Raw genomic sequence first — 23,014 nt, forward strand, 5'->3', positions numbered from 1 at the left:
AAATGATGAGGTGCCAAATGAATCGGAATTTTGAAGTGGAATTAACAACATTATGTATGATTAGAAATCAGAAAAACGAAATTCTTGTGCAAGAACGACAAAAAAAGGATTGGCCTGGTTGGACGTTCCCTGGCGGACATGTTGAAAAAAACGAGGGCATGGAAACAGCCATAGTTCGCGAACTCCTTGAAGAAACAGGATTAGTGCTGAAGCCACAATTAGTAGGTGTTGCAGAATGGCTGAATGATTGTTCGGGTGCCCGCGAATTAGCCACATTATTCATTGCAGAAACAGCGGATGAACTACCAGAAGAAACGGAACAACCCTTGTTTTGGGTCACTGAAAAAGAATTGCGAGAAGGTCCTTTAGCTGGCAGTTTAGCAGAACTTTTCCCAGTATTTTTTGGCGAAAAGCAATTTTATTTTAAAAATAATACAGCTTAATGATTCAAACCTAAAAGATTAAATCAATCCCACTTATTAAAAGAGAGGAAATCTAAAATTAAACATTGCTATTTATAAGCAATGTTTGCTATTCTTAATAAAAGGGAATTAATTTTTTATATAATGAGGGGGAAAAAGTGTGTTAAAAAGAAAAGTGGGGATTATCGCAGGCGTTTTCTGTTCAGCTTTGTTACTGACAGGCTGTGGCAAAAGTGCGAAAGACGAGTTCATTCAAGGGATTGGCAATCAAAACGCACAAGAATCTGGGGTTTGGGATTTCTCTATGTCAATTAGTGACATGAAATTTTCACAAGAAGATGGTGCACAAACGAATCCTATGATTGGGATGCTCATCACGCAAATCAAAGACGCATCGCTTTCTGGGAAGATTCAAGTAGATGCCAAAAAAGAAAAAGCATTCAGCTTAGAGATGAAATTAAAAGCGATGGGCATGGATGTACCGATTTCATTGATTGGATCATTAGATAACGAGGGCAAAGAGCCAAAACTCTATTTAGCAACAGATATGATGGAATATATTGTCGCTGTCGCAGACTCAATGACTGACGGTGCTATTGACAGTTCTCAGTTAGATACAGAAAAACTAAAAGGAAAATACATTGATCTTTTAGCCATGAACGAGGAAAGTACGAAAGAATGGCAAGATACAATCAAAGAGTATCAAGAATCGGAAAAAGAACGAAAACAGTCTGCTAAGGAATACAAAGAGTTTTTAGAAGGATTAGACAAGGATACGTTCGAGAAAAAAGGGGACACCATTACCCATACGTTTACAAAAAAAGAATTACAAAAGTTAATCAAAATTACGACAGAAACATCTGAGAAAGGTAAAGAACAAGATCCTTTCGAAAAAGTCAAAGATGTTTCTGCTAAAGTTTCTGTTAATACAAAAGAAAATAAAACAAATATGTTGATTAATGTGAAACCGCAACAAGACAAGAACGTTGACATGGGACTTGAATCATTATCTAGTAAAATTAGCATTACACAAAAAGCCAAAAAAGCGACGATTTCAATGCCTAAGAAAGAAAATATTTTATCAGAACAAGAAGTTGAAAAAATATTTTCCGATAGCACCTCTATGACAGGTCTATCAACTGAAGACACGACTGTTGCAATTAATCAATAACGATGAATGACCAATAAAAACGGCCGCTCAAAAAAAGTAACGAAAGACCTAGCGTATGAATGCTTTGTATAACTTGCTGCCTAAATTATGCTAGTTTTTTTTTGAATAAAAAACTGCAGCAAAAAATCAAAGAAAATTTAATTAACAAACATAATTTTTTATAACGTAAATGACAAAATCAGTCTAGATAAATTAAAGACTGGTTTTGTTTGCTTTTCAATGCTTTTTACTCTACTTTGTATAATGTATATTATGTTAACTAGAATAAAATGAAAAACTTTAGCCGATAACTTGTCACTTCTCTTTCGGCTAATCAATTCACCCAACTAACCGCAACACTAGTTTGCTGAGCTAGTTGGGTTTACTGTTTATTTAAACGTTGTATTGTTCATTTCTTGATGAATTTCTTTGCTCGCTTCATATAGAAACAATGTTTGTTTTTTACTTAATGCATAATCGACAATGGGTTTTGGATAATTTTCTCCTAAATGAACATGATATTGCGTTTGTAAGGCTTCGTTCATTAGATCTGGTTGATGAATATACTTTTGTGGCACTTGTTTAAGTTCTGGGACATATTTTTTGATGAACTGGCCGTCATTATCAAATTTCTTTGATTGGATAATTGGATTAAAAATCCGAAAATACGGGACAGCGTCCGTTCCTGTTGAAGCAGCCCATTGCCAGCCACCAATATTATTGGCCGCATCATAGTCAATCAACATTTTTTGAAAGTATTTTTCACCCCAACGCCAATCGATGTGTAAATTTTTAACCAAAAAAGAGGCAGTAATCATTCTCAAGCGGTTGTGCATCCAACCAGTTTGATTCAACTGCCGCATTGCGGCATCAATTATAGGGTAGCCAGTCTCCCCTTTTTGCCACTTGACAAACATCTCTGGATCATTTACCCATTGAATATAACGAAATTTTTCTTGAATAGCTTCCTCTTTTTGGTGTGGAAACGTACTATAGATCATATTGTAAAAGTCGCGCCAAGCTAATTCTTTTTTGAAGGTTTCTTTACTTAAACTAGGTGGTGCAGATGCAAGTTCTTGCCAAATGGTGCGAATCGAAAGTTCTCCCGTTCTTAAAAAAGTAGACAGATGACTCGTTTGATCCTGGTAAGGAAAATCACGCTTATTTTCATAGGACTGAAGTTTTTGATCAATAAAAGTATTTAAGCGCCTTCTGGCCGTTTCTTCGCCGACACTATAGTGTGTTAAAGGAATCCTCGCAATCTGCTCATGATATATTGCTTCCTCTTCTGGAAAAAGGCACGCACTAAAAATTTTTTCAGCTGTATAGAACACAGGAATCGGTGTTTCTTTAGGCGCCTCTTTCCATTTATTGTAATAGGGCGTAAACACTTGGTACTGGCTGCCATCGTTCTTCTTAATTTCTTCAGAGCCATGCAAATAGGCATCTTGAAAAGAGAAAGACTGAATATTATTTTCTTCAAAAAAGCGCATAGCTTGCTGGTCCCGCTTTGCCCCAAAGCCACAAGTATCTTCATTAAAATAAATAGCTTGCCAATCGGGTAATTTGCGTTTCAAACGTGAAAATAAATCTAACGGTTCACCGACCATGATTTGTAAATGTGCCTCTTGATCGATTCGTTCTTTAAACGAGGCTAAACTTGCAAAAAAAGCGTTATGATTAGCACTTTCTTGAATAAATTGTTGAGGATTCATTTGGAATAATAAAATCAATTCATCAGTTGCAGAATTTCGTAACGCATGTGCTAATGCTTTATTATCCTGTAATCGTAAATCACGTCTAAACCACATTACTGTTTTCATTTTTAAATCCTCCTAAATACTTCGTCTTGCTTATCGTAACCGTGAGTACTGATTTTTAAAAGCAACTTGCCTAGACTTTCAAAAAGCCGATAAAAACTGAGTTTTCAGCTTTTATCGGCTTTTTGCTTAAAATTAATAGGAAATATTAAAAGCTTTCATATCTTTCTCAATATATTGCAGGACTTCTGTATTGCCAAAAAATTGCGTAAAATAATAGGCTTGGCGATAGTCATCGGCTGTGTCTTCCCCGAGCATTTGTTTGTTAAAGGCTTTTTCATATAAAAGATAATCTAGCAAATAAATGGAGTGTTTATCCCGACAAATCTGAATCCCTTTTTCGCTTAAAATGACACTTTTTTGGTAGTCTTTTATTTCCGAGTAGAATTTAGCAGAATTATAATAAATTCTACAACGCTCTAAGGAACATTCTAATTTAAAATCTTCCAATTCTTGTAATGATTTTTCGTAATAGACTTGCGCTTTTCTCATATCTTTTTCCAGTTCATATAGCGTACCTAGCGCATTCAGGCTTAAAATGTTGTAAATATTGACTTTACGGTCAATTTCCGCCCCGCGGTATAGATAAAACAAGGCCTCTGCTTTATCTTTTTTTCCTAATAAACAAGTAATCCCCTTATAATATAACAATTTAGTCGTTAGTTCATTATTAGATAACATAAGACCTTCAGGCACTTCTTGTAATAAATTGTAGGCCTCTAAGTGAAATAAGCGTAAAGATAAATCCTCAATTTTGTTTAGTAGATTTTCAATTTTCTTTTCTTCAGAAATCATCATGCATTCTTCTACTTCTAAATCTAATCGGAGGCAAATAGATGAGAAAATATCTAAACTGTCACATAGATTACGATTTTCAATATTACTAATTGTTGCTTGTGTACAGATGCCATTAGCCAGCTCTGTTTGTGTGATTTTTTTAAGTTTTCTCGCTTGTTTTATTTTGTCTCCTGCTACCTTCACGAACAGACCTCCACTTGTATTATTATGTAAATTCATTAAAAGATGTTATACTTTGATTATCAATTAAAGGAGGTACATGCTATGTTTGATTTACTTGCATTATTGACTGGAACATCAACTTATGGCAACGTTCCCCATGTTTAATTAGTCAATGCGTGTCAAGTATGGTCTTCCATACTTGGCATGTTTCCTTTAAAACTGACTCAATCATACTACAAATGAACAGACAAATACAACAGGAAATCATTTGTTTTTTATTAAGAAAAAGAACAGCAAGAAGCGATAACTACTTCTTGCTGTTCTTTTGTTTAGTTAGATATATTTAGGTTTAAAATGATTTGTTTCTTCTTTTTAACAACCTTGCGGATAATCTCTAATTAATTGTTGATACCAATAAAAAGAATCTTTCCGATAACGGTCTAATGTTCCTGTACCATCGTCATGTTTATCCACGTAAATAAAGCCATAACGTTTTTTCATTTCACCTGTTGTGGCACTGACTAAATCAATCGGTGCCCAAGTTAAATAACCAATTACCTCAATAAAATCTTCTGTCATGGCTTTTTGGACTTGCTCAATATGTTGTTGCAAATAATGAATACGATAGGTGTCGTGCACAGTTCCATCTTCAAAAACATCAACAGCTCCTAAGCCATTTTCCGTTATCATAATTGGTAACCCATAACGTTGGTAAAGCATATTTAATAAATAACGAATACCCATAGGATCTATTGCCCAACCCCATTTAGAAACTTCCAAGTGAGGATTTTGAGTGCCACCCCATAGAGAACCTTCAGCGTCGTCGTCTCCTTCAAATTTCGCAACTTCGCTAGCATAATAGTTTAAACCAATCCAATCAATTTTACCTTCAGAAAATGCTTGCTGATCTTCGGGCGAAATAGTAATGTGGAGTCCAAGTTTCTTGTATTCCTTTTGTTTATAAAGTGGAAAGGCTCCATTGCACATTGCATCTATCTGATAAAAATCACGAGTTGTTTGTTTTAATGAGTTTAACGCATTCGTTGGATGGCAATCTTTCGCATAGGCTGGTGTCAACCCAAAAACACAACCAATTTGGAAATCAGGATTAATTGCATGGCCTAATTGAACGGCTTTAACTCCGGCAAGTGTCATATTATAGCCAATTTCAGCTAACACTTGTGGTCGATTTTGGATTTTATCGTATTCTAAACCTGTCAAAATATAGGTGAAAGGTTCAGAAGCGTTTGACGAGGGATCAAGATGATTCATTTCGTTAAAAGTAGACCAATAAGTAACCTTCTCTTTAAACGCTTCAAAAACAGTCTGACAGTAATGCAAATAATAATCAATAACTTTCCGATTTTTCCATGAACCATATTGTTTGACTAAATGAACTGGCATTTCAAAATGATACAAAGTGACAATTGGTTCGATTCCCTGACTGAGTAATTCATCAATGATTTGATGATAGAAAAACAACCCTTCTTCATTCGGTTCGGCTTCATCTCCTTTTGGAAAAATTCGTGACCAATCGATGGAAATACGGAGTGACGTAAAACCCATTTCTGCAAATAAGGCGATATCTTCCCGATAGCGATGGTAAAAATCAATGCCAGTATGCGAAGGATAATACTTGTCTGCCTCAATGGTCTGGGTGATTTCTCGCGGCTGATCTACGGCACCCACCGTAACCAGATCCATGATTGCTAAGCCTTTGCCGCCTTCTTGATAAGCGCCTTCTAATTGATGAGCGGCGATACTGCCGCCCCATAAAAATTTTTCTTTTTTCATGATAAGTGTCTCCTTTTTATACCACGATATTTAGCATTTCTTGATCATACGAAGTACATTCTCCTGTCGTTCCGATAACATCTAAAAATTCATTCGTATTGGTAATTACACAAATAACAGTATCTGAAAGTCCCTGTTGGCGAATGTAATCAAAATCAACGGTGACTAATGATTGTCCTTGTTGAACGTGCTCGCCTTCTGTCACATGGACAGTGAAACCTTTACCATTTAAAGAAACAGTATCAATACCGATATGAATCAATAGTTCTACACCGTCTGCATTTTTAAGTCCGATGGCATGCTTTGTCGGGAAAACCGAAACAACCTCGCCAGAAAAAGGTGCAACCACTTCGGTATCAGTTGGAACGATTCCAACACCTTTACCTAATGCTTCTGTTGAAAAAGCCGCATCTTCTACTTCACTTAGAGGGATGACGGTTCCTTTCATTGCTGCAAAAACAGGATTTTTGGTTAGTAGTCGTTCTTTTTGTGTTGTTTTGTTCGTCTTTGTTTCTTTAGGTTGTTCATTTTCTTCTGATGGAATCCCTAGGATAAACGAAGCAACCGCTGCACCAACAAAACCGACAATTACTGCGATTAGCATAGCCATAAAGTTCTTCGTATCATTTGTTTTACCTAAATAAGAAGGTAAACTAGTTAGGCCCCACACATAGCCATAAGTTTTGACTTTCAGCAGTCCAGCAATTAGGCCTCCTAAACCACCGCCAATCATTACAGCGATAAATGGCCGACGGAATTTTACGAATACACCATAGACAGCAGGTTCCGTCACTCCCATCAATGCAGTAAAACTAACTGAGCCAAACAATTCACGTTGTTTTGCTTGACGAGCACGCAAAAAGTAACCAAACATGGCTCCCGCAACAGCAATATCTGAAATTGTTGAAGCATGTAAAAAGATGCTATCATAACCTTGCTCACTTAACATTTGCATAATAACAGGCATAACAAAATTACCAGCACCCAATAAAATTAAGAATGGTTGGCAAGCGGCATACAAGGCTGTTACAGCCCATGAACCAACAGTATTTTGTAAAATATCACAAACGAAGAACAATGCATCGCCAATCCATGTACCTAATGGTCCAAAAATCAATAATGTTACTGGTAAGGTAATCAGCATAATTAGTAATGGATTTAAAAAATATTGCAAAGCATCAGGTATCCATTTTTTAAAGCGTTCAGTTAAAATTCCCATAAACCAAACACCTAAAAAGATTGGCACAAAACTGTTTGAATACGTGATTTGTGGTAGTCCTAAGCCAAAAATACTCAGACCTTTGACGCCATCAATTGAATCAGATAACAACGTAACTGCTAACAAAACGGCTAAATAGGGACTTGCTTTGAGACGTTTAGCTGCCGATGCTGCAATAAATACTGGTAAAAATTGAAAAGCAGCGGTACTAATTGTGTTTAACACAATAAACGTTGAGCTGTCTTCTTGGATAATTCCAAGTAATTTAAATAATGATAAAAAGCCTGCCAAAATCCCTGCAACAAAAATCGGTTCAATTAAGGGTGTCATTGTTTCACTCACGACATCGACAATTGCTTTAAATGGATTAGTCTTTTTCTTTGGTGCGTCTGTAGTTATTTCCCCTATTCCTAACATCGGTAATAATTCTTGATAAATATCTTTCACTTGTGTGCCAACAACTACCTGATAAGCCACATTATTATCGATAACGTCAATCACCTGTTTCATTTCTTGGATTTCGGCTGTTTTGGCTTTACTACGATCTTTTAATTGAAATCTCAAGCGCGTGACACAATGTGCCACACTATCAATATTTGCTGGCCCGCCAACTAAGGCAATTAATTCTTTTAAAAATGTTTCGTATTTCATTTTCTACACATCGCTTTCTTTTCGCTTTTCTGTTCGTTCAGTCATGCGGTGAATGTGCATCATTAAGTATGTTTTTTCATCTTCAGAAATCAGTTTTTCAAAAGTGCCAATGACATACAATTCGATTTTTTTCACCGCACCATAAGCTTCTGGGTAGAGCTGTGAAATTTGTTGATATAACTCAGAATCGTTTTCACTATACGTATCATTGGTTAAAATCCGTTGGACGAAGTATTGTAAATGCTGCATAAAACGCGTGTAATTAATGGATTCATGGTTGATTGGTGTACCAAGATGGTATTGAACGATGGACACAATATCTTTCATAATTTCTGTGACTTTTTCATTCTCTTGGCTGTTTTGAACAGCTTCTTGGATATTTACTAAATGTAGCGCAATTGAGGCTGCTTCGTCTTCTGGAAATGAAACGTTGTATTCTTTGTTTAATCGTTCCACTACTCCTACTCCTAATTGATAGGACTTCGGATAATAGCGCCGTACTTCCCAAAGAAGAGGATTGGAAATATATTGGCCTTTCTTACCACGTTTCAGGGCGTAATCAATATGATCTAAAAGCGTTAAATACAGGTAATCAGTTGCTTTTTTTTGAAAAAGTTCCTCCGCTCGTAAAATAATGCTACGAACAATTTCAAATAATGATTCTTCTGTATTCGCTAACAAATAACTAAAATGCTCTAAAACATCTGCCGAGTCTAACACAAAGACTTTGTCTACTTCTTCTTTAGAAACTGATTGGCCTACTTTTTTTCGAAAAGCAATTCCTTTAGAATAGACGATTACCTCATTGGTTCCTTTTGTTAAAATCGCTACATTGTTATTTAGTATTTGTTTGACTTTCATATAACCCCTTCTTCCTATAAAAAACCGCGAAAAAAACTCAACAAACAAACTGTCATCCTTAACCCATGTAAAGATTTATAACAGTTGTCTGTTGAGTTCTGCCTGGTCGAACCAGTGACATACTCTTTTCTTGCAACCCCTTGTTGCAATCGTTTTCTTCTTATCCTTATAGTAACAATTTTTACTCGAAATTACAACATCTTTTTGTCTGTTTTATCAATTCCCCTTAATTCCAAAGCACAGAGATTAAATAATACAACAACATGATCCCTACAAATACACCGAACATTAGTAAAACATACCACCAATTTTTGGCGCTATAGGTTTCATTTTTATTTTTTTCGGTTCGTTTACCTGCAACCCATTTCCATAAATCGTAATTATTCATCTCTCTCACCACCTTTAACGGGTTTATTAGTAAGCCTAACACGGAACGACAAAACTTGGAAACAAAAGGATCACCCGCTTATGCCAACGGATGATCCTTTTTGGTCATTATTCTTCTGGTAAACCGTTATTTTTAATCACTGATTGGTACCAATAAAAACTATCTTTTTTAATACGTCGTAAATCTTTTAACTCATGGTCTTCACGATTAACGTAAATAAAACCGTAGCGTTTTTTGAATCCTTGATGGGAACTTAAAATATCCATGACCGACCACGGGCAATAGCCAAACAACTCAACACCGTCAGAAATGGCCGCATGACAAGCAGCAATATGGTCATGTAAATACGCAATTCGATAGTCATCATGAACTATTCCGTCTTCTGTTAGGTGATCTGGTGTGCCTAAGCCGTTTTCTGTAATGATTAAAGGCAAACGGTATTGACGATAATAATCATTTAAAACTAAACGTAGACCAGTTGGATCAATTTGGGCACCGTACTTAGAGGTTTTTAGATGTCGATTTTTTTCGATTTTAAAATAACCGTATAGATCAAAATCAATATCCTTTTCTTTCGTACCCAATGGGTGTTGCTCATCTGTCGGTAAATAGCTAGCGACTAACGTCCGATAATAGTTAAGGGCGATAAAATCTGGTTTAGCGGCTTTCAAAATAGCTTGATCTTCTGGCTGTGTTTCGGGATAAATACCGCATTTGGTTAAATACTCTTGATAGTAACCAGGGTATTCGCCAAAACAATACATTTCTAGAGCGTAATTCGTTTTAAAGTTATCATTCATACGAGCCGCCCAAACATCTTCAGGCTGATTGGAACTAGGATAAGTCATCGTTGAGGAAACAGAGGGACCGACTTTTCCCCCAGCAACCAATTGGTGACAATCATTCGTAGCTAACGCATGGGCAACAAACATATGGTAATCCATTTGTGCACGAATTTTTTCAGCATTTTCTGGTGCAACATCGTACATATTCATTCGTTCATTGACACGAATCATTAAGTTTTGTTCGTTTGTAACTTGCCAATTTTTGACTCGATCACCAAACGCTTGATAACAGACTTGCGCATAGCGTTGAAATGCAGAAACGCAGCGACGATCCGCCCAGCCATTGTATTTTTCCACCAACGCAAAAGGTAAATCAAAATGATACAGTGTGATAAACGGCAAAATATCGTTTTCTAAAAGTGTATCAATGACAGCATTATAAAAATCGATGCCGGCTTGATTAATTTCGCCATCACCTGTCGGAATGATTCGTGCCCATGAAAGAGAAAAACGATACGTTTTTAAGCCTAATTCTTTCATTAATGCAATGTCCTCTTTGAAACGATGGTAAAAATCGCTGGCGACTTTTGTATCTGCTTGAACAGTTGACTTTTTAAAAGAATTGTAATCAGCGACTGTTAGGCCTTTGCCGTCCTCATTCCAAGCGCCTTCAATTTGAAAAGCGGAGGAAGAAGCCCCCCATAAAAAATCGTTTTTAAATTGTTTGATCATTAGTTTTGCTCCTTTACTTGCATGAAAAATAAATTTGTTTGTGGTGTAATCTCTGTTTGTTTGGTTGTCTCAATTATAGTCATTTCCGCAGTATTTGTTACGATGACTAAGACGGTTGGATCATAACCAGCAGCTTGGATGATTTGTTTATCAAAAGAGAGCAGTTTTTGTCCTAGTCTGACCCGTTCTCCTGCTTTTACGAACGTTTCAAATCCCCGCCCCTTTAATTCGACTGTATTGATTCCAATGTGAAGGAGGATTTCAGCGCCATTGTCTAACTTTAAACCAATTGCATGATGAGTTGGATATAAAGCCGTCACTTGCCCATTTCCTGGTGAAACAATTTGTTCATCTTTCGGATCAATAGCCAGCGTTTTTCCCATTTGTTGAGAAGCAAAAACTTCATCGTTGATTTGGTCTAAAGATACGAGTTGTCCTTGAACCGGTGCTTGAATCCGTTGCTTTTCTTTGACTGTCCCTGTCTCTGTCTTTAGGACTGGTTCTTGACGTGACTCGTCAAGCGGTAAATCATTAAAGCCTAGAAAAATCGTTAATAGAAATGCACCAAAAAAAGCAATGCCACAACCTAATAAGTAACAAATAAAGGCTTTGGTCCCTGCTTCTGCGTAAACCGGGATGGTCAAGAGTCCTTGATTAGCGAAGGCTGTCCCGTAGGAGCCGCCCCAGCCCATTAAGGCCCCACCCGCTGCTCCGCTAGCCACCGCATAAATCATCGGTTTTTTTAGCCGCAAGTTTGCACCATAAATGGCCGGTTCTGTGATACCAAATAACGCAGTCACTGTTGCAGAGGCAGCAACGGCTTTCAAGCCTTTATTTTTTGTGCGGACAAACACGCCAAATGCGGCGCCCGCTTGAGAAAAGTTCGCTGCACCAGCAAACGCTAGCAAATTTTGCCGTCCTGTTCGAGCGACATCATTAATCCCAATTGGCACAAGCCCACGGTGAGCCCCAAAAATGACTAAGACACACCAAATTCCGCCGATAAAACCGCCTAACAAGATGGGACTAAAATTCATTATATAATAATACAACCAATTCACGCCGTCACCTAAATAAATCCCTATTGGTCCAAATAATAATAAAGTGGCTGGAATCATTAAAAGTAATGACAGCGTAGGAACCATAATGATTTTTAGAACTTCTGGAATAACTTTTTCCAAAAAGCGTTGCACATAAGCTAACATAAAAATTGCAAGAATAATTGGAATTACCGTGGAAACATAATTGGCTTTGGTCACATGTAATCCAAACAAGGTAACCGCTGATTTTTCAGTCATTAATGAAACGATGGTCGGATAACATAAGGTAGCACCAATTACCATGGCGATATATTCGTTTGTTTTGAAAACCTTGGCAGCTGAATAACCTAAAATAACTGGCATAAAATAAAAAAGTGCATCGGAAGCGGCGCTTAAAATAATATACGTATTCAAAGGTTTTAAATCGACTTGGTAAAAATTGTTCGCGACCATCACAGCAATCGCTAGAATTCCTTTTAACATGCCAGAAGCGGCAATTGCTGGTACGACAGGCGTGAAAATTGCAGCAACAGTATTTAAAATTCGATTGCCTAATGAATTTTTTTCTTTTGTGGATGTTTTGGTCGTAAGTTGCTGAGCTAACAAAGGTTCCAGAGCATTGTAGACATGCGCGACTTTATTGCCTAAAACCACTTGATACTGACCGCCACTTTCAACAACAGAAATGACACCTTCTGTTTGTAGTAAAGCTTCTTTGTTCGCTTGTTTCGTGTCTTTCAATACGAAACGCAATCGTGTATAACAATGTGTGACATCCACGATATTGTCTTTGCCACCTACGTCTTTCAAAATTTCTTTTGCTATTGCTTGGTAGTCCATGGTGACCACTCCTTATCTATAAAATAACAGCTCAATAAAAAAGACCAAATCACACATGCACGTTTCAGCAAACACACTCAATATTTGCTCGTCGTGAATGTCCCCTTGATCTGATCTACGTAATAACTATGTTTCTCACGATAGAATAGCTGATTGAATTTATTTTTAATTTACCATTATTTAGAGGGATTATCAATGAATTAGGTAGATCACTTCAGTGTTTTGTTACTAAAATCAGCAGTGAAAATAGTAGTTTACTACATTCACTGCTGATTTATTTGATTACAAGACTGGGGACAATAAGCGTGAAAAGTTTTGCTTGAAGCGTAGCCAGTACCCTTGTTTTTTAATTATTTCGTCGGTTAGTAAGACACTTTTTTCTATATCTTCTTCAAAGACTTGCGCTAACATCCACGCAATGTCGGGATTGTAAATAAACGTACTTACCTCAAAATTCAATGAATAACTGCGAATATCTTGGTTTGTTGTCCCCACCATAGCTAATTCATCATCAATCACCATTGTTTTTGCATGAATAAACCCACTATCATAGATATAAATTTTAATGCCACGTTTGTGTAAGTAATTTGCGTAATATTGTGTCGCGCGGTAAATAAAGGGATGGTCAGGCATGCAAGGAATCATAATTCGCACGTCGACACCCGAACGAACCGCCACTAACAACGCATTAATCATACTATCGTCAGGGATTAAATACGGTGTTTGAATCCAGACGCTCTTTTCTGCAGAGAAAATCATCCGAACGAACCCGCTTTTCAAAATTTCTTCTTCTGAATCAGGACCATCTGAAACAACTTGTAAGGACAAATGTTCCACTTCATGATCTTCTGGTAATTTAAAATATTTTTCATGATACGTCATACGTTCTTCAGGATATTTGACTGAAGCATTCCAATCCATGATAAATATCTCTTGCAATGAAAAGACGGCCGTCCCGACCAAACGAATATGGGTATCTCGCCAGTAACCAAATTTTTCGGTGACATTCAAATATTGATCCCCAACATTGAACCCGCCAGTCCAGCCAATTTTCCCATCGATGACAACAATTTTTCGATGCAAGTGATAGTTTAGACGTGTTTTCCGGATCATATCGCGAGAAGTAATAAAGGGAGCTACTTTTCCTCCAGCATCAACGTAACGTGCAAAAAACTTTTTATTTGCCCCGGGTGAACCCCAAGGATCGTAAATTAAGTAAACTTCCACGCCTTCATGCAACTTTTCGATTAATACATCTAAAAACTGATTGCCAATCGTGTCATTAAAAAACGCATAATATTCGACGTGAACGGTTTCTTTCGCTGCACGAATATCTTCAAATAATGCTTGGAATTTTTCTTGGCCATCTGTAAATAATTGCAAGCTATTTCTTTTGGCCAGCGGTGATGCGTCCATATTCCGGAAATAACGATTTAAAACTTTCGCATCATAAAGCAAATCATAACGTTTATCGCGCCCGGCTTTTTTGTTATCAACGTCCACTTTTTCTTTGATTCGTTGAACCATTTGTTTTTCATCATCAGACAATTTAAAAACTTCTTGTCCATCGATACCCCGCCCACAGAATAAGTAAATAATAAATCCGATACCAGGCAAGAAAATCAACGTCATCATCCAAGCTAAAACGCTGGAGATGCTACGGGGTTTTCTAAAAACAGTAATTAAGGCAGCAATAACGTTAATTACTAATAAAAATAACAAAATCCAAACAAAAATTTTCATTGCTTACCTCCTTCTGACTTCATACTAAGATTATATCAAATAACAGTTAAATTAGGCGAATGATATGAGCGAGTATTCAAAAAAGAATTTATTTCTATAAGTGTTTCGCCTTTGATTCTCAGTTTTTCTGTACTATAATGAGGGCTAGATGTAAAGATTTTGAAAAGAGGTACTTATTTATGGTCGTTGATTTAAAAATGTTAGCCATGATTTTTATCATTAATTTTGCGTATATTACCTTAAACACTATTCGTTTTATGCTAACAATGAAAGGCTATCGAGTCATTGCACCCCTCGTTAGTATGGCTGAAATAACAATCTATGTCTTAGGACTAAGTATGGTTCTGAATCGTTTAGATAATCCGTTAAATTTACTTGTCTATGCGCTTGGTTACGCTGTTGGCATTAGTGTAGGAATCAAAATCGAAGACTATCTGGCCTTGGGTTATATTATGGTATCGGTTATCCTACCTTCTACTACTGAACAATTTCATTTACCAGAAACACTTCGTGAACACGGCTATGGTGTTACGCAAAGTGTCGCCTACGGACGCGAAGGAGAGCGAATGGTTTTAGAAATCCTTTCCCCAAGAAAAAACGAACGTACATTGTATAAATTAATCAATCAATTAGAGCCGAGAGCATTTATCATCTCCTATGAGCCTAAGTTCATTTCTGGTGGTTTTTGGACGAAAAAAGTTCGCAAAAGAAATGACGCCATTTCTCACTAAGAAAGGGCGTCATTTCTTTTTATTGATTTCTAGTTTACATAATAAAATTATCGTAACTTTAATTTATTCTAAGATAACTTAGAGAGTTCATACCTAGTTGCTCAAACAATTGTTGCATAAAAACTATGTGTTCGATGGCTGACCGGTTAGCAATTTTTTCATAATAAAATGCTAGAATATCCGACTGTGCTTCTAAAGGCTCGGCTTGTTCCGTTGCTACTGGTAAAAGGAGTTTTAAGTGGTCCTGGTCAATCGTAATCACTTGGGTCAAGTGCAAACTTTCTTGAAAAATATTAGGCACAGTACTGACTTTGCGGCCTCGCAGAGCTTGTTTAATGACTCTTCTCGCTTGCGAAAGATAGTATTCAGGATTTACGTCCCCTAGCAAGTCATATAAAGCGCTGAAGGCTTCTGGCAAGGCTTCCTCTTTGCCCAAATAATCAAAATAACGAGGCATTGTTGGAACCTCTGTCTTTTCTTTTTCAAGCGTAATTATAGATAGTTGTGCCGAGGCCAATTTTTGTTTTTGATAAAATGAGGGGCCACCGCTCACGCCAAAAAAATAGTCTTCCTCTTCTGGAAACACTTGTGGCCAAAAAGATTCAGCTAGCCAAAATAATTGCTCTGTTACAGTTCCTTTAAACTTAGGAAGTTCGTCTTCAGCCATGGTCAAACTCGCAACTTCAGCTGCCGTATAAATAGGAAAATTCAAACGATATTGACGATTTTCCCGAATGATTAACTGACAATCAATCATTTCTGATAAAAATTGTTCTAACTTGGCTTCTGTTGCAAAGGCCGCTTTTAATTGTCTTAAAATGATTCTTTCTTCCCGATGTTCATACATAAAAGTAACAAGAGGGAAAAAAAGTGATTGGTTGAGCAAATGATTGTATTGTTTCGTTTGTTGCGGAGAATGATAGTAAATTGCTAAATCATTCATGTTAACGCCCCTTTACTATTGAAGCGCCTAAGCAACAAGGAATTTATCGCGTTGCTTAGGCGCTTACGGTTTTAGTTAAAGACTTCTGTTAATTGTGGTACTACTTGTTTTTTACGAGAAACAACGCCTGGTAAGAACGCACGATTGTTAACTAATGTTACATTGAATGCTGCTTCAATTTTGGCTTGTTCCGCCCCAATCACTAATAATTCAGAATCACTGTCTAGGATATTCGTAATAATTAAGACAAACAAGTCATAATTATTGGCTGCATTTTCTGCGGCCATAGCTGCTTCTAATTCAGCTTGACGATCTAAAACTTCTGCTAAATCGACGGTATTTACTTGGGCAACGCGAACTGTTTTGCCGTTCATTGGGAAGCTTTTAGCATCTAAATCTAAAAGGACTTCAGCTGATTTATCGCTTAAATTTGTCCCCGCTTTTAATAAGTCAAGACCATAGCCTTCTAAATTAATTTCAGCAATATCAGCTAGGGCGTGCGCTGCATCGATGTCTTCTTGTGTACAAGTGGGTGATTTAAATAATAATGTATCAGAAATAATCGCTGAGACCATCATACCAGCAATTTGCGCTGGAATTGTCACGTTATTTTCTTTAAACATTTTATAGATGATTGTACTGGTACACCCTACTGGTTCTGCACGATAATACAATGGATCTGCTGTTTCGAAGTTGGCAATACGGTGATGATCCACTACTGCTAAAATGTTTACTTCAGCGATATCTGAAATGCTTTGTTGGAATTCGTTATGATCCACTAACATGACTTGGTTTGTTTCGCTAGCTGCTTCAGTGACAACACGTGGTGCTTCAATATTGAAGTAATCTAAGGCATATTGTGTTTCTTCGCTTGGTGTTCCTAAAGCGACAGCTTCTATCTCTTTTCCTAATTCTTTTTGTAAGTAAGCAAAACTAATTGCTGCTCCGATAGCATCTGTATCAGGATTTTGGTGTCCAAAAACTAAAATTTTTGACATAATACACACTCCTTGGTTTTGATTCACTCTTAATGATAACAAAAAATAGAAAAGAAACAACAAAAAAATTGTCTTCTTTTCTATTTTTCGTTGGTTAACGTGCTAGATAACCTTGATAGTCCTCGACATGTAGTAGTTTTTTCGCATTTTCAACACGATCATTTTTAGGAGGCTCAATTCCTTCTAATGGATAAGGAATACCTAGTTCTTCCCATTTGTACTTGCCCATCGTATGGTAAGGAAGCACTTCAACTTTATCTACATTGTTTAATGTTTTTATGAAGGCATCCAGACGGATTAAATATTCGTCGTAATCACTACGTTGAGGCACCAATACGTGGCGAATCCAAACAGGTTTGTCAATTTCAGATAAATAGGTAGCCATTTCCAAAATATTATCATTTGATTGCGTTGTTAATAGTTTATGTTGCTCGTTATCAATATGTTTGATGTCAAATAAGAGTAAATCTGTATACTTCATCAATTCATCAAATTGACTAATGAAGGGTTCTTCCCGAGTAAAAGGCTTGCCACATGTATCTAAGGTTGTATGAATGCCTTGTGCTTTGGCTTTTTTAAATAAATCGATTAAAAAGTCCATTTGCAATAGCGGTTCACCACCACTGACAGTGATACCACCTTTTTCGCCCCAATAAGAGCGAAAGCGTAATGCTTCCTCTAATACTTCGTCAGTCGTCACAACACGACCGCCAGAACCAATTTTCCAAGTATCTGGATTATGACAGAATTGACATCTCATGCGACACCCTTGTGTAAATACGATAAAACGGACACCTGGGCCATCAACGGTACCAAAATTTTCTGTTGAATGAATTCTACCTGTAACTGGTATTGTCATAATGATCCCTCTTCTTTCAAACGAAAAGGATGACACGTTAAATGTCACCCTTTCAGTTAAATAATGTAAATGTTTTTTATAGTCTGTCGTGTGAAGTTCTTGAAATAACGTCTGCTTGTTGTTCAGGAGTTAAGTCACGGAATTTCACGGCATATCCAGATACACGGATAGTTAAGTTTGGATATTTTTCTGGATGTGCTTGTGCATCTAATAATAATTCGTTTGTAAATACGTTTACGTTTAAGTGGTAACCACCTTTATCAAAGTAGCCATCTAATACGTTACGTAAGTTGTTAATTCTTGTGTCGTCGTCTTTACCTAAACCATTAGGGTTGATGGTTTGTGTATTAGAAATACCATCTAAAGCGATTGTATATTCTAAACGAGCCGTTGAGTTTAATGAAGCTAACAAGCCATTTTTCTCACCTAAGAATTTACCGTCTTGATAACTTGGGTTCGCACCTGGTGCAAGAGGTTTGCCGGCACGACGTCCGTCAGGTGTATTCCCTGTTGCTTTACCATAAACAACGTTTGAAGTGATTGTTAATAATGAAGTCGTTGGTTTAGAGTTACGGTATGTGTGTTGACGTTTAATTTGTGTCATAAAGTAATCTAAAATCCAGTTAGCCATTGCATCAGCTTCTTCGTTATCGTTTCCGTATGTTGGGAATTCTTTTGTTGGTACATAATCAATGGCCATCCCATCTTCGTCACGGATTACTTCTACTTCACCGTGTTTAATTGCCATGATACTATCAGTCGCATGAGAGATTCCGGCAATACCAGTTGCGAATGTCCGTTGTAAGTCAGTATCCATTAATGCTAATTGTGGTGCTTCATAGGCATATTTATCATGCATGTAATGAATAATGTTTAATGTGTTAACATACAATTCAGCTAACCAGTCTAAGATGTCTTTATAGCGTTCCATGAATTCGTGGTAATCTAATTTGTCACCAGTCATTGGACGATATTTTGGTGCTACTTGCATTTTAGTTTTTTCGTCGACCCCGCCGTTAATTGCATAAAGAACAGCTTTCGCTAAATTCGCACGAGCGCCGAAGAATTGCATATCTTTACCCATAACTGTTGCAGAAACACAACATGCGATTGCACAGTCGTCAGAGCCCCAGTTTTCACGTAATAAGTCATCGTTTTCAAATTGGATAGATGAGCTTTCTTTCGCAATTTTAGCTGCATATGTTCTGAAGCCTTCTGGTAAGTGAGAAGAATACAATACAGTTAAGTTCGGTTCTGGAGATGGTCCCATGTTTGTTAAGGTGTGTAAGATACGGAAGTCATTTTTGGTAACTAATGAACGACCGTCAATACCCATTCCAGCAATAGATAATGTTGCCCAAATTGGATAACCAGAGAATAATTGGTTGTATTCTGGTGTCCGTGCAAATTTAACCATACGTAATTTCATGATTAAATGGTCAATCATTTCTTGTGCTTCAAATTCAGTGATTAAACCAGCTTCTAAGTCACGTTGGATATAGATATCTAAGAATGCTGAGATACGACCAATTGACATTGCCGCACCATTTTGAGATTTAATGGCACCTAGGTAACCAAAGTATAACCATTGGATTGCTTCTTGCGCATTTGCAGCAGGACGAGAAATATCGAAACCATAAGAAGCAGCCATTTGTTTTAAGTCATTTAACGCACGGTATTGTTCAGAAATTTCTTCACGTAAGCGAATAACATCGTCTGTCATTTCTTTGTTACCAGTGTTATCATGATCTTTTTTCTTTTGTTCCATTAAGTAGTCGATACCGTATAATGCGATACGACGATAGTCACCGATAATACGGCCACGGCCATAAGCATCTGGAAGACCAGTAATGATTTTGTTTTTACGTGCTAAACGCATTTCAGCTGTGTAGGCATCAAAAACACCTTGGTTATGTGTTTTTCTGTATTCTGTGAAGATTTTTGTCATTTCTTCGTCAGTTTCATAACCATTTGAAACTAAGGCATTGTTCGCCATTTTAATACCACCAAATGGCATAAATGCTTGTTTTAATGGTACATCTGTTTGTAAACCGACAATTTTTTCTTCTTCTTTGATTAAGTAACCAGGTTCATGTGACGTAATAGTTGCTGGGATATCGCTATCCATGTCATAAACGCCATTTTTTTCATGTTGGATTTCAAATAATTCTTGTAGTTTTGTCCATAATTTGTCAGTGCTCGGAGCGATTGGTTCTAAGAAACTGTCGTCGCCTTTGTACTCTGTGTAGTTGTTTTGAATAAAATCACGAGTGTCAACGCTTGTTCTCCATTTGTCGCCTTTAAAGCCTTCCCATTGTTTCATGAAGTGTTTGCCTCCTTAGTTAACTGCTACTTGATTGTATGTAACAGCTTTATGTGATTAGTATAACACATAACCTTTTAGATGCAAGCGTTTTTTTATTATTTATTGCACTTTCTTAATAAATAAACGGGGAGAAAAGATTATAAAGGCTGATATATAAACATTTATACTTGTGAAAATAAGAACGATTTATAGTCGTTATCACTTGTGAAAAATGTACTTCTGTATTAAAAATAGCAGCCATCTGTATTAATACAGATGGCTGCTGTGGAGATATTTATAACACAGTTTAGTTTGTTTGTTCTTCTTCAATCACTGCAGAATGCATCTCGTGGACTTCCATTACTTGGCCATCTTTTTGTTCATCAATGACAAAGGAACCGTTGGATGTTCGTTCACTGATTGGATAGTTTTTCGACTGAATAACTTCTTGTGTACCTTTTTGTGTAGTAACTAATAAATCTAAATCGGTACTTTCAGACATAAAGACAACACGATGTGGATTTTTCTTCAATTCCCGTAAGACCATTAATCCACGTTTTGCTCGTCCTAATTGTGTTAATTCTTGGGCTAACATACGTTTAACACCGCCACGTTGGGTAACGATGACAATCGGTGTATCCCCTTCAGAATGAACCAGTAAACCATTAACGACATAATCGTCTTCTTTGAGGTTCATTGATTTAACTCCAGCCGCTTTACTACCCACGACTGGTACTTCATATAATGGATAACGTAAGCCAAAACCGCGATTGCTAACGAGGAAAACATCCAATAAGTCTTGATCATTTGTTAAATAAACATTGGTAATTTCATCTTGGTCTGATTTTAATTTCATACAAGATGTCGGGCGGCTCTTATAAGTACGCCAAGGTTCAAAATCAGCCATTTTGGTTTGTTTAATCATGCCAGCTTTTGTAATGAAAACAAAGGTTTTTGTCGGACTTAACTCTTTATAAGGATATACAGCAATAATCGATTCATCGATAGCAAGATTTAAAATGGTTTGAGAAATATGTTCGCCAATTTCTTTCCAGCGTAAATCTGGCAACTCATGGACGGGGCGATAGATCATATTCCCTTTATTTGTTACTAGTAAAAGATGATCTAATGTATTGACTTCGCCAGCATATAGTAAAAAGTCGCCTTCTTTCATGCCGATTTCTTCTGGTTTTGATGCTGTATAAGAACGAATACTACTCCGCTTGATATAGCCTTCGTGCGTTACGGTTACGACCACGTCTTCCTGTGCAACTAACACGGCTGTTTCAATCTTGATTTCTTGGATTTCCTCTTCAATTTGAGTTAAGCGAGGATTGCCATATTGCTTTTTAACTTCGCGAAGTTCTTTTTTCATGACTGAGAATAGTTCTTTTTCATTGTTTAAAATGTTCAATAACTCAGCAATTTGTTGCTCTAAGGTTTTCGCTTCTTCTTGTAAATCAGTAATATCCGTATTGGTTAAACGGTATAGCTGTAAAGTAACGATTGCTTCAGCTTGTTCTTCAGTAAACGCGTAGTCGGATACCAAGTTCTTCTTCGCATCTTTTTTATCTTTACTGCCACGAATTGTTGCAATCACTTTATCTAAGATAGACAGTGCTTTAATTAAACCGGCAACAATGTGCTCACGTTTGCGAGCTTTATCCAGCTCAAATTGACAACGATTAATGATAACTGATTTACGGTGCGTAATGTAACTTTCTAAAATCCGTTTTAAGCCTACTTGTTGCGGGGTCATGTTGTCAATCGCAACCATATTAAAATTATAGTTAATCTGTAACTCAGTATTTTTAAATAGATAATTTAAAATACCTTCTGCATTGACATCTTTTTTTAGTTCAACAACAATTTGCAAGCCAGTTCTGTCACTTTCGTCACGAACTTCAGCAATGCCGTCGACTTTTTTATTTAAACGGATTTCATCCATCTTTTTCACTAGCGTTGCTTTATTGACTTCATAAGGAATTTCAGAAATGACAATTTGTTGTTTGCCGCCTTTTAAGGGCTCAATCTTTGTCTTCGCACGTAAAATTACTTTACCACGGCCGGTTTCGTAAGCTTTTTTAATTTCTGCTTTTCCTTGTAGAATCCCACCTGTTGGAAAATCTGGTCCTGGAATGTATTCCATTAATTTCTCTAAACTTGCATTAGGATGATCAATTAAATACACGGTCCCATCAATAATTTCCGCTAAATTATGCGTAGGAATTTCTGTTGCATAGCCCGCTGAAATCCCCGTTGAGCCGTTTACCAATAAATTAGGATATTTGGCTGGTAAAACAGTGGGTTCTTTTTCTGTATCGTCAAAGTTCCAGACGAAATCGACGGTGTTTTTGTCGATATCTTTTAACAACTCACCACTTAACTGTGATAAACGAGCTTCGGTATAACGCATCGCCGCTGGTGGGTCGCCATCCATACTTCCGTTGTTTCCGTGCATTTCAATTAGTACTTCCCGTAATTTCCAGTCTTGACTTAGACGGACCATCGCTTCATAAATACTACTGTCACCATGGGGATGATAATTCCCCATAATGTTTCCGACAGATTTTGCTGATTTACGAAAGCCTTTATCAAAGGTGTTGCCGTCTTTATTCATTGAAAAGAGAATGCGGCGTTGTACTGGTTTTAGCCCATCTCGAATATCTGGTAGGGCCCGTTCTTGAATGATGTATTTGGAATATCTTCCAAAACGATCGCCCATTACTTCTTCAAGGGTTAATTCTTGAACTTCTTGGCGTTTTTCCAAAAT

The 23,014-nt window shown here is 37.0% G+C and carries 17 protein-coding genes; 3 read left to right on the plus strand and 14 right to left on the minus strand.

Annotated elements, in window-relative coordinates; translation table 11 throughout:
* Positions 1–17 precede the first annotated feature (17 nt).
* Positions 18–443, plus strand: a complete 426-nt coding sequence (locus IGI87_RS07280) for an NUDIX domain-containing protein (protein WP_104854846.1) — start codon at positions 18–20, stop codon at positions 441–443.
* A 139-nt stretch (positions 444–582) separates the two neighbouring features.
* Positions 583–1,593, plus strand: coding sequence for a hypothetical protein (locus IGI87_RS07285; protein ID WP_113794045.1), 1,011 nt, complete (start codon positions 583–585; stop codon positions 1,591–1,593).
* Between the two features lie 368 nt (positions 1,594–1,961).
* Here IGI87_RS07285 and IGI87_RS07290 read toward each other — a convergent pair whose 3' ends face one another.
* The 9 genes from IGI87_RS07290 to cls all read right to left on the minus strand — a co-directional run bounded on the left by IGI87_RS07290 (position 1,962) and on the right by cls (position 14,405).
* Positions 1,962–3,395 (minus strand): cryptochrome/photolyase family protein, encoded by a 1,434-nt coding sequence (locus IGI87_RS07290; protein ID WP_438736550.1) that lies wholly within the window; start codon positions 3,393–3,395, stop codon positions 1,962–1,964.
* 132 nt (positions 3,396–3,527) lie between these two features.
* A complete protein-coding gene (locus IGI87_RS07295; RefSeq protein ID WP_162782477.1) occupies positions 3,528–4,409 on the minus strand; it encodes a helix-turn-helix domain-containing protein in 882 nt (293 codons plus the stop codon).
* A gap of 315 nt (positions 4,410–4,724) precedes the next feature.
* Positions 4,725–6,146, minus strand: coding sequence for a family 1 glycosylhydrolase (locus tag IGI87_RS07300; RefSeq protein ID WP_438736551.1), 1,422 nt, complete (start codon positions 6,144–6,146; stop codon positions 4,725–4,727).
* A gap of 16 nt (positions 6,147–6,162) precedes the next feature.
* Positions 6,163–8,016: a beta-glucoside-specific PTS transporter subunit IIABC gene (locus IGI87_RS07305; RefSeq protein WP_438736552.1), complete on the minus strand. Its 1,854-nt coding sequence runs from the start codon at positions 8,014–8,016 to the stop codon at positions 6,163–6,165.
* Positions 8,017–8,019: 3 nt separating this feature from the next.
* Positions 8,020–8,877, minus strand: coding sequence for a PRD domain-containing protein (locus IGI87_RS07310; protein WP_438736553.1), 858 nt, complete (start codon positions 8,875–8,877; stop codon positions 8,020–8,022).
* Between the two features lie 226 nt (positions 8,878–9,103).
* On the minus strand, positions 9,104–9,265 hold the full coding sequence (locus IGI87_RS07315; protein ID WP_438736554.1) for a hypothetical protein: 162 nt from the start codon (positions 9,263–9,265) through the stop codon (positions 9,104–9,106).
* 107 nt (positions 9,266–9,372) lie between these two features.
* Positions 9,373–10,782, minus strand: coding sequence for a glycoside hydrolase family 1 protein (locus IGI87_RS07320; protein ID WP_438736555.1), 1,410 nt, complete (start codon positions 10,780–10,782; stop codon positions 9,373–9,375).
* Positions 10,782–12,662: a beta-glucoside-specific PTS transporter subunit IIABC gene (locus IGI87_RS07325; protein ID WP_438736556.1), complete on the minus strand. Its 1,881-nt coding sequence runs from the start codon at positions 12,660–12,662 to the stop codon at positions 10,782–10,784. The genes IGI87_RS07320 and IGI87_RS07325 overlap by 1 nt, the downstream gene beginning before the upstream one ends.
* A 282-nt stretch (positions 12,663–12,944) precedes the next feature.
* Complete coding sequence (cls, locus tag IGI87_RS07330) at positions 12,945–14,405, minus strand: cardiolipin synthase (protein ID WP_002371124.1); 1,461 nt, start codon at positions 14,403–14,405, stop codon at positions 12,945–12,947.
* 179 nt (positions 14,406–14,584) lie between these two features.
* On the opposite strand from cls, the gene IGI87_RS07335 reads away from it, so the two are divergent.
* On the plus strand, positions 14,585–15,136 hold the full coding sequence (locus IGI87_RS07335) for a DUF2179 domain-containing protein (RefSeq protein ID WP_002361848.1): 552 nt from the start codon (positions 14,585–14,587) through the stop codon (positions 15,134–15,136).
* A 58-nt stretch (positions 15,137–15,194) separates the two neighbouring features.
* Here the strand turns inward: IGI87_RS07335 and IGI87_RS07340 are convergent, their stop codons facing one another.
* The 5 genes from IGI87_RS07340 to parC all read right to left on the minus strand — a co-directional run bounded on the left by IGI87_RS07340 (position 15,195) and on the right by parC (position 23,011).
* Positions 15,195–16,079 carry a DUF1803 domain-containing protein gene (locus IGI87_RS07340; protein ID WP_438736557.1) on the minus strand — a complete coding sequence of 295 codons (885 nt, stop codon included), beginning with the start codon at positions 16,077–16,079 and terminating at the stop codon, positions 15,195–15,197.
* A gap of 71 nt (positions 16,080–16,150) precedes the next feature.
* On the minus strand, positions 16,151–17,077 hold the full coding sequence (locus IGI87_RS07345) for a manganese-dependent inorganic pyrophosphatase (protein WP_438736558.1): 927 nt from the start codon (positions 17,075–17,077) through the stop codon (positions 16,151–16,153).
* A gap of 94 nt (positions 17,078–17,171) precedes the next feature.
* Entirely contained in the window at positions 17,172–17,936 is a 765-nt protein-coding gene (gene pflA / locus IGI87_RS07350; protein ID WP_438736559.1) for a pyruvate formate-lyase-activating protein, read from the minus strand.
* Positions 17,937–18,012: 76 nt separating this feature from the next.
* Positions 18,013–20,259, minus strand: a complete 2,247-nt coding sequence (gene pflB / locus IGI87_RS07355) for a formate C-acetyltransferase (RefSeq protein ID WP_002357529.1) — start codon at positions 20,257–20,259, stop codon at positions 18,013–18,015.
* Between the two features lie 289 nt (positions 20,260–20,548).
* The gene (parC, locus tag IGI87_RS07360; protein WP_002357527.1) at positions 20,549–23,011 is read right to left on the minus strand and encodes a DNA topoisomerase IV subunit A; all 2,463 of its coding nucleotides are present in this window, start codon (positions 23,009–23,011) and stop codon (positions 20,549–20,551) included.
* Between the last annotated feature and the right edge of the window lie 3 nt (positions 23,012–23,014).

The organism is Enterococcus sp. DIV1444a, assembly GCF_051712125.1.
Classification (GTDB): domain Bacteria; phylum Bacillota; class Bacilli; order Lactobacillales; family Enterococcaceae; genus Enterococcus; species Enterococcus faecalis.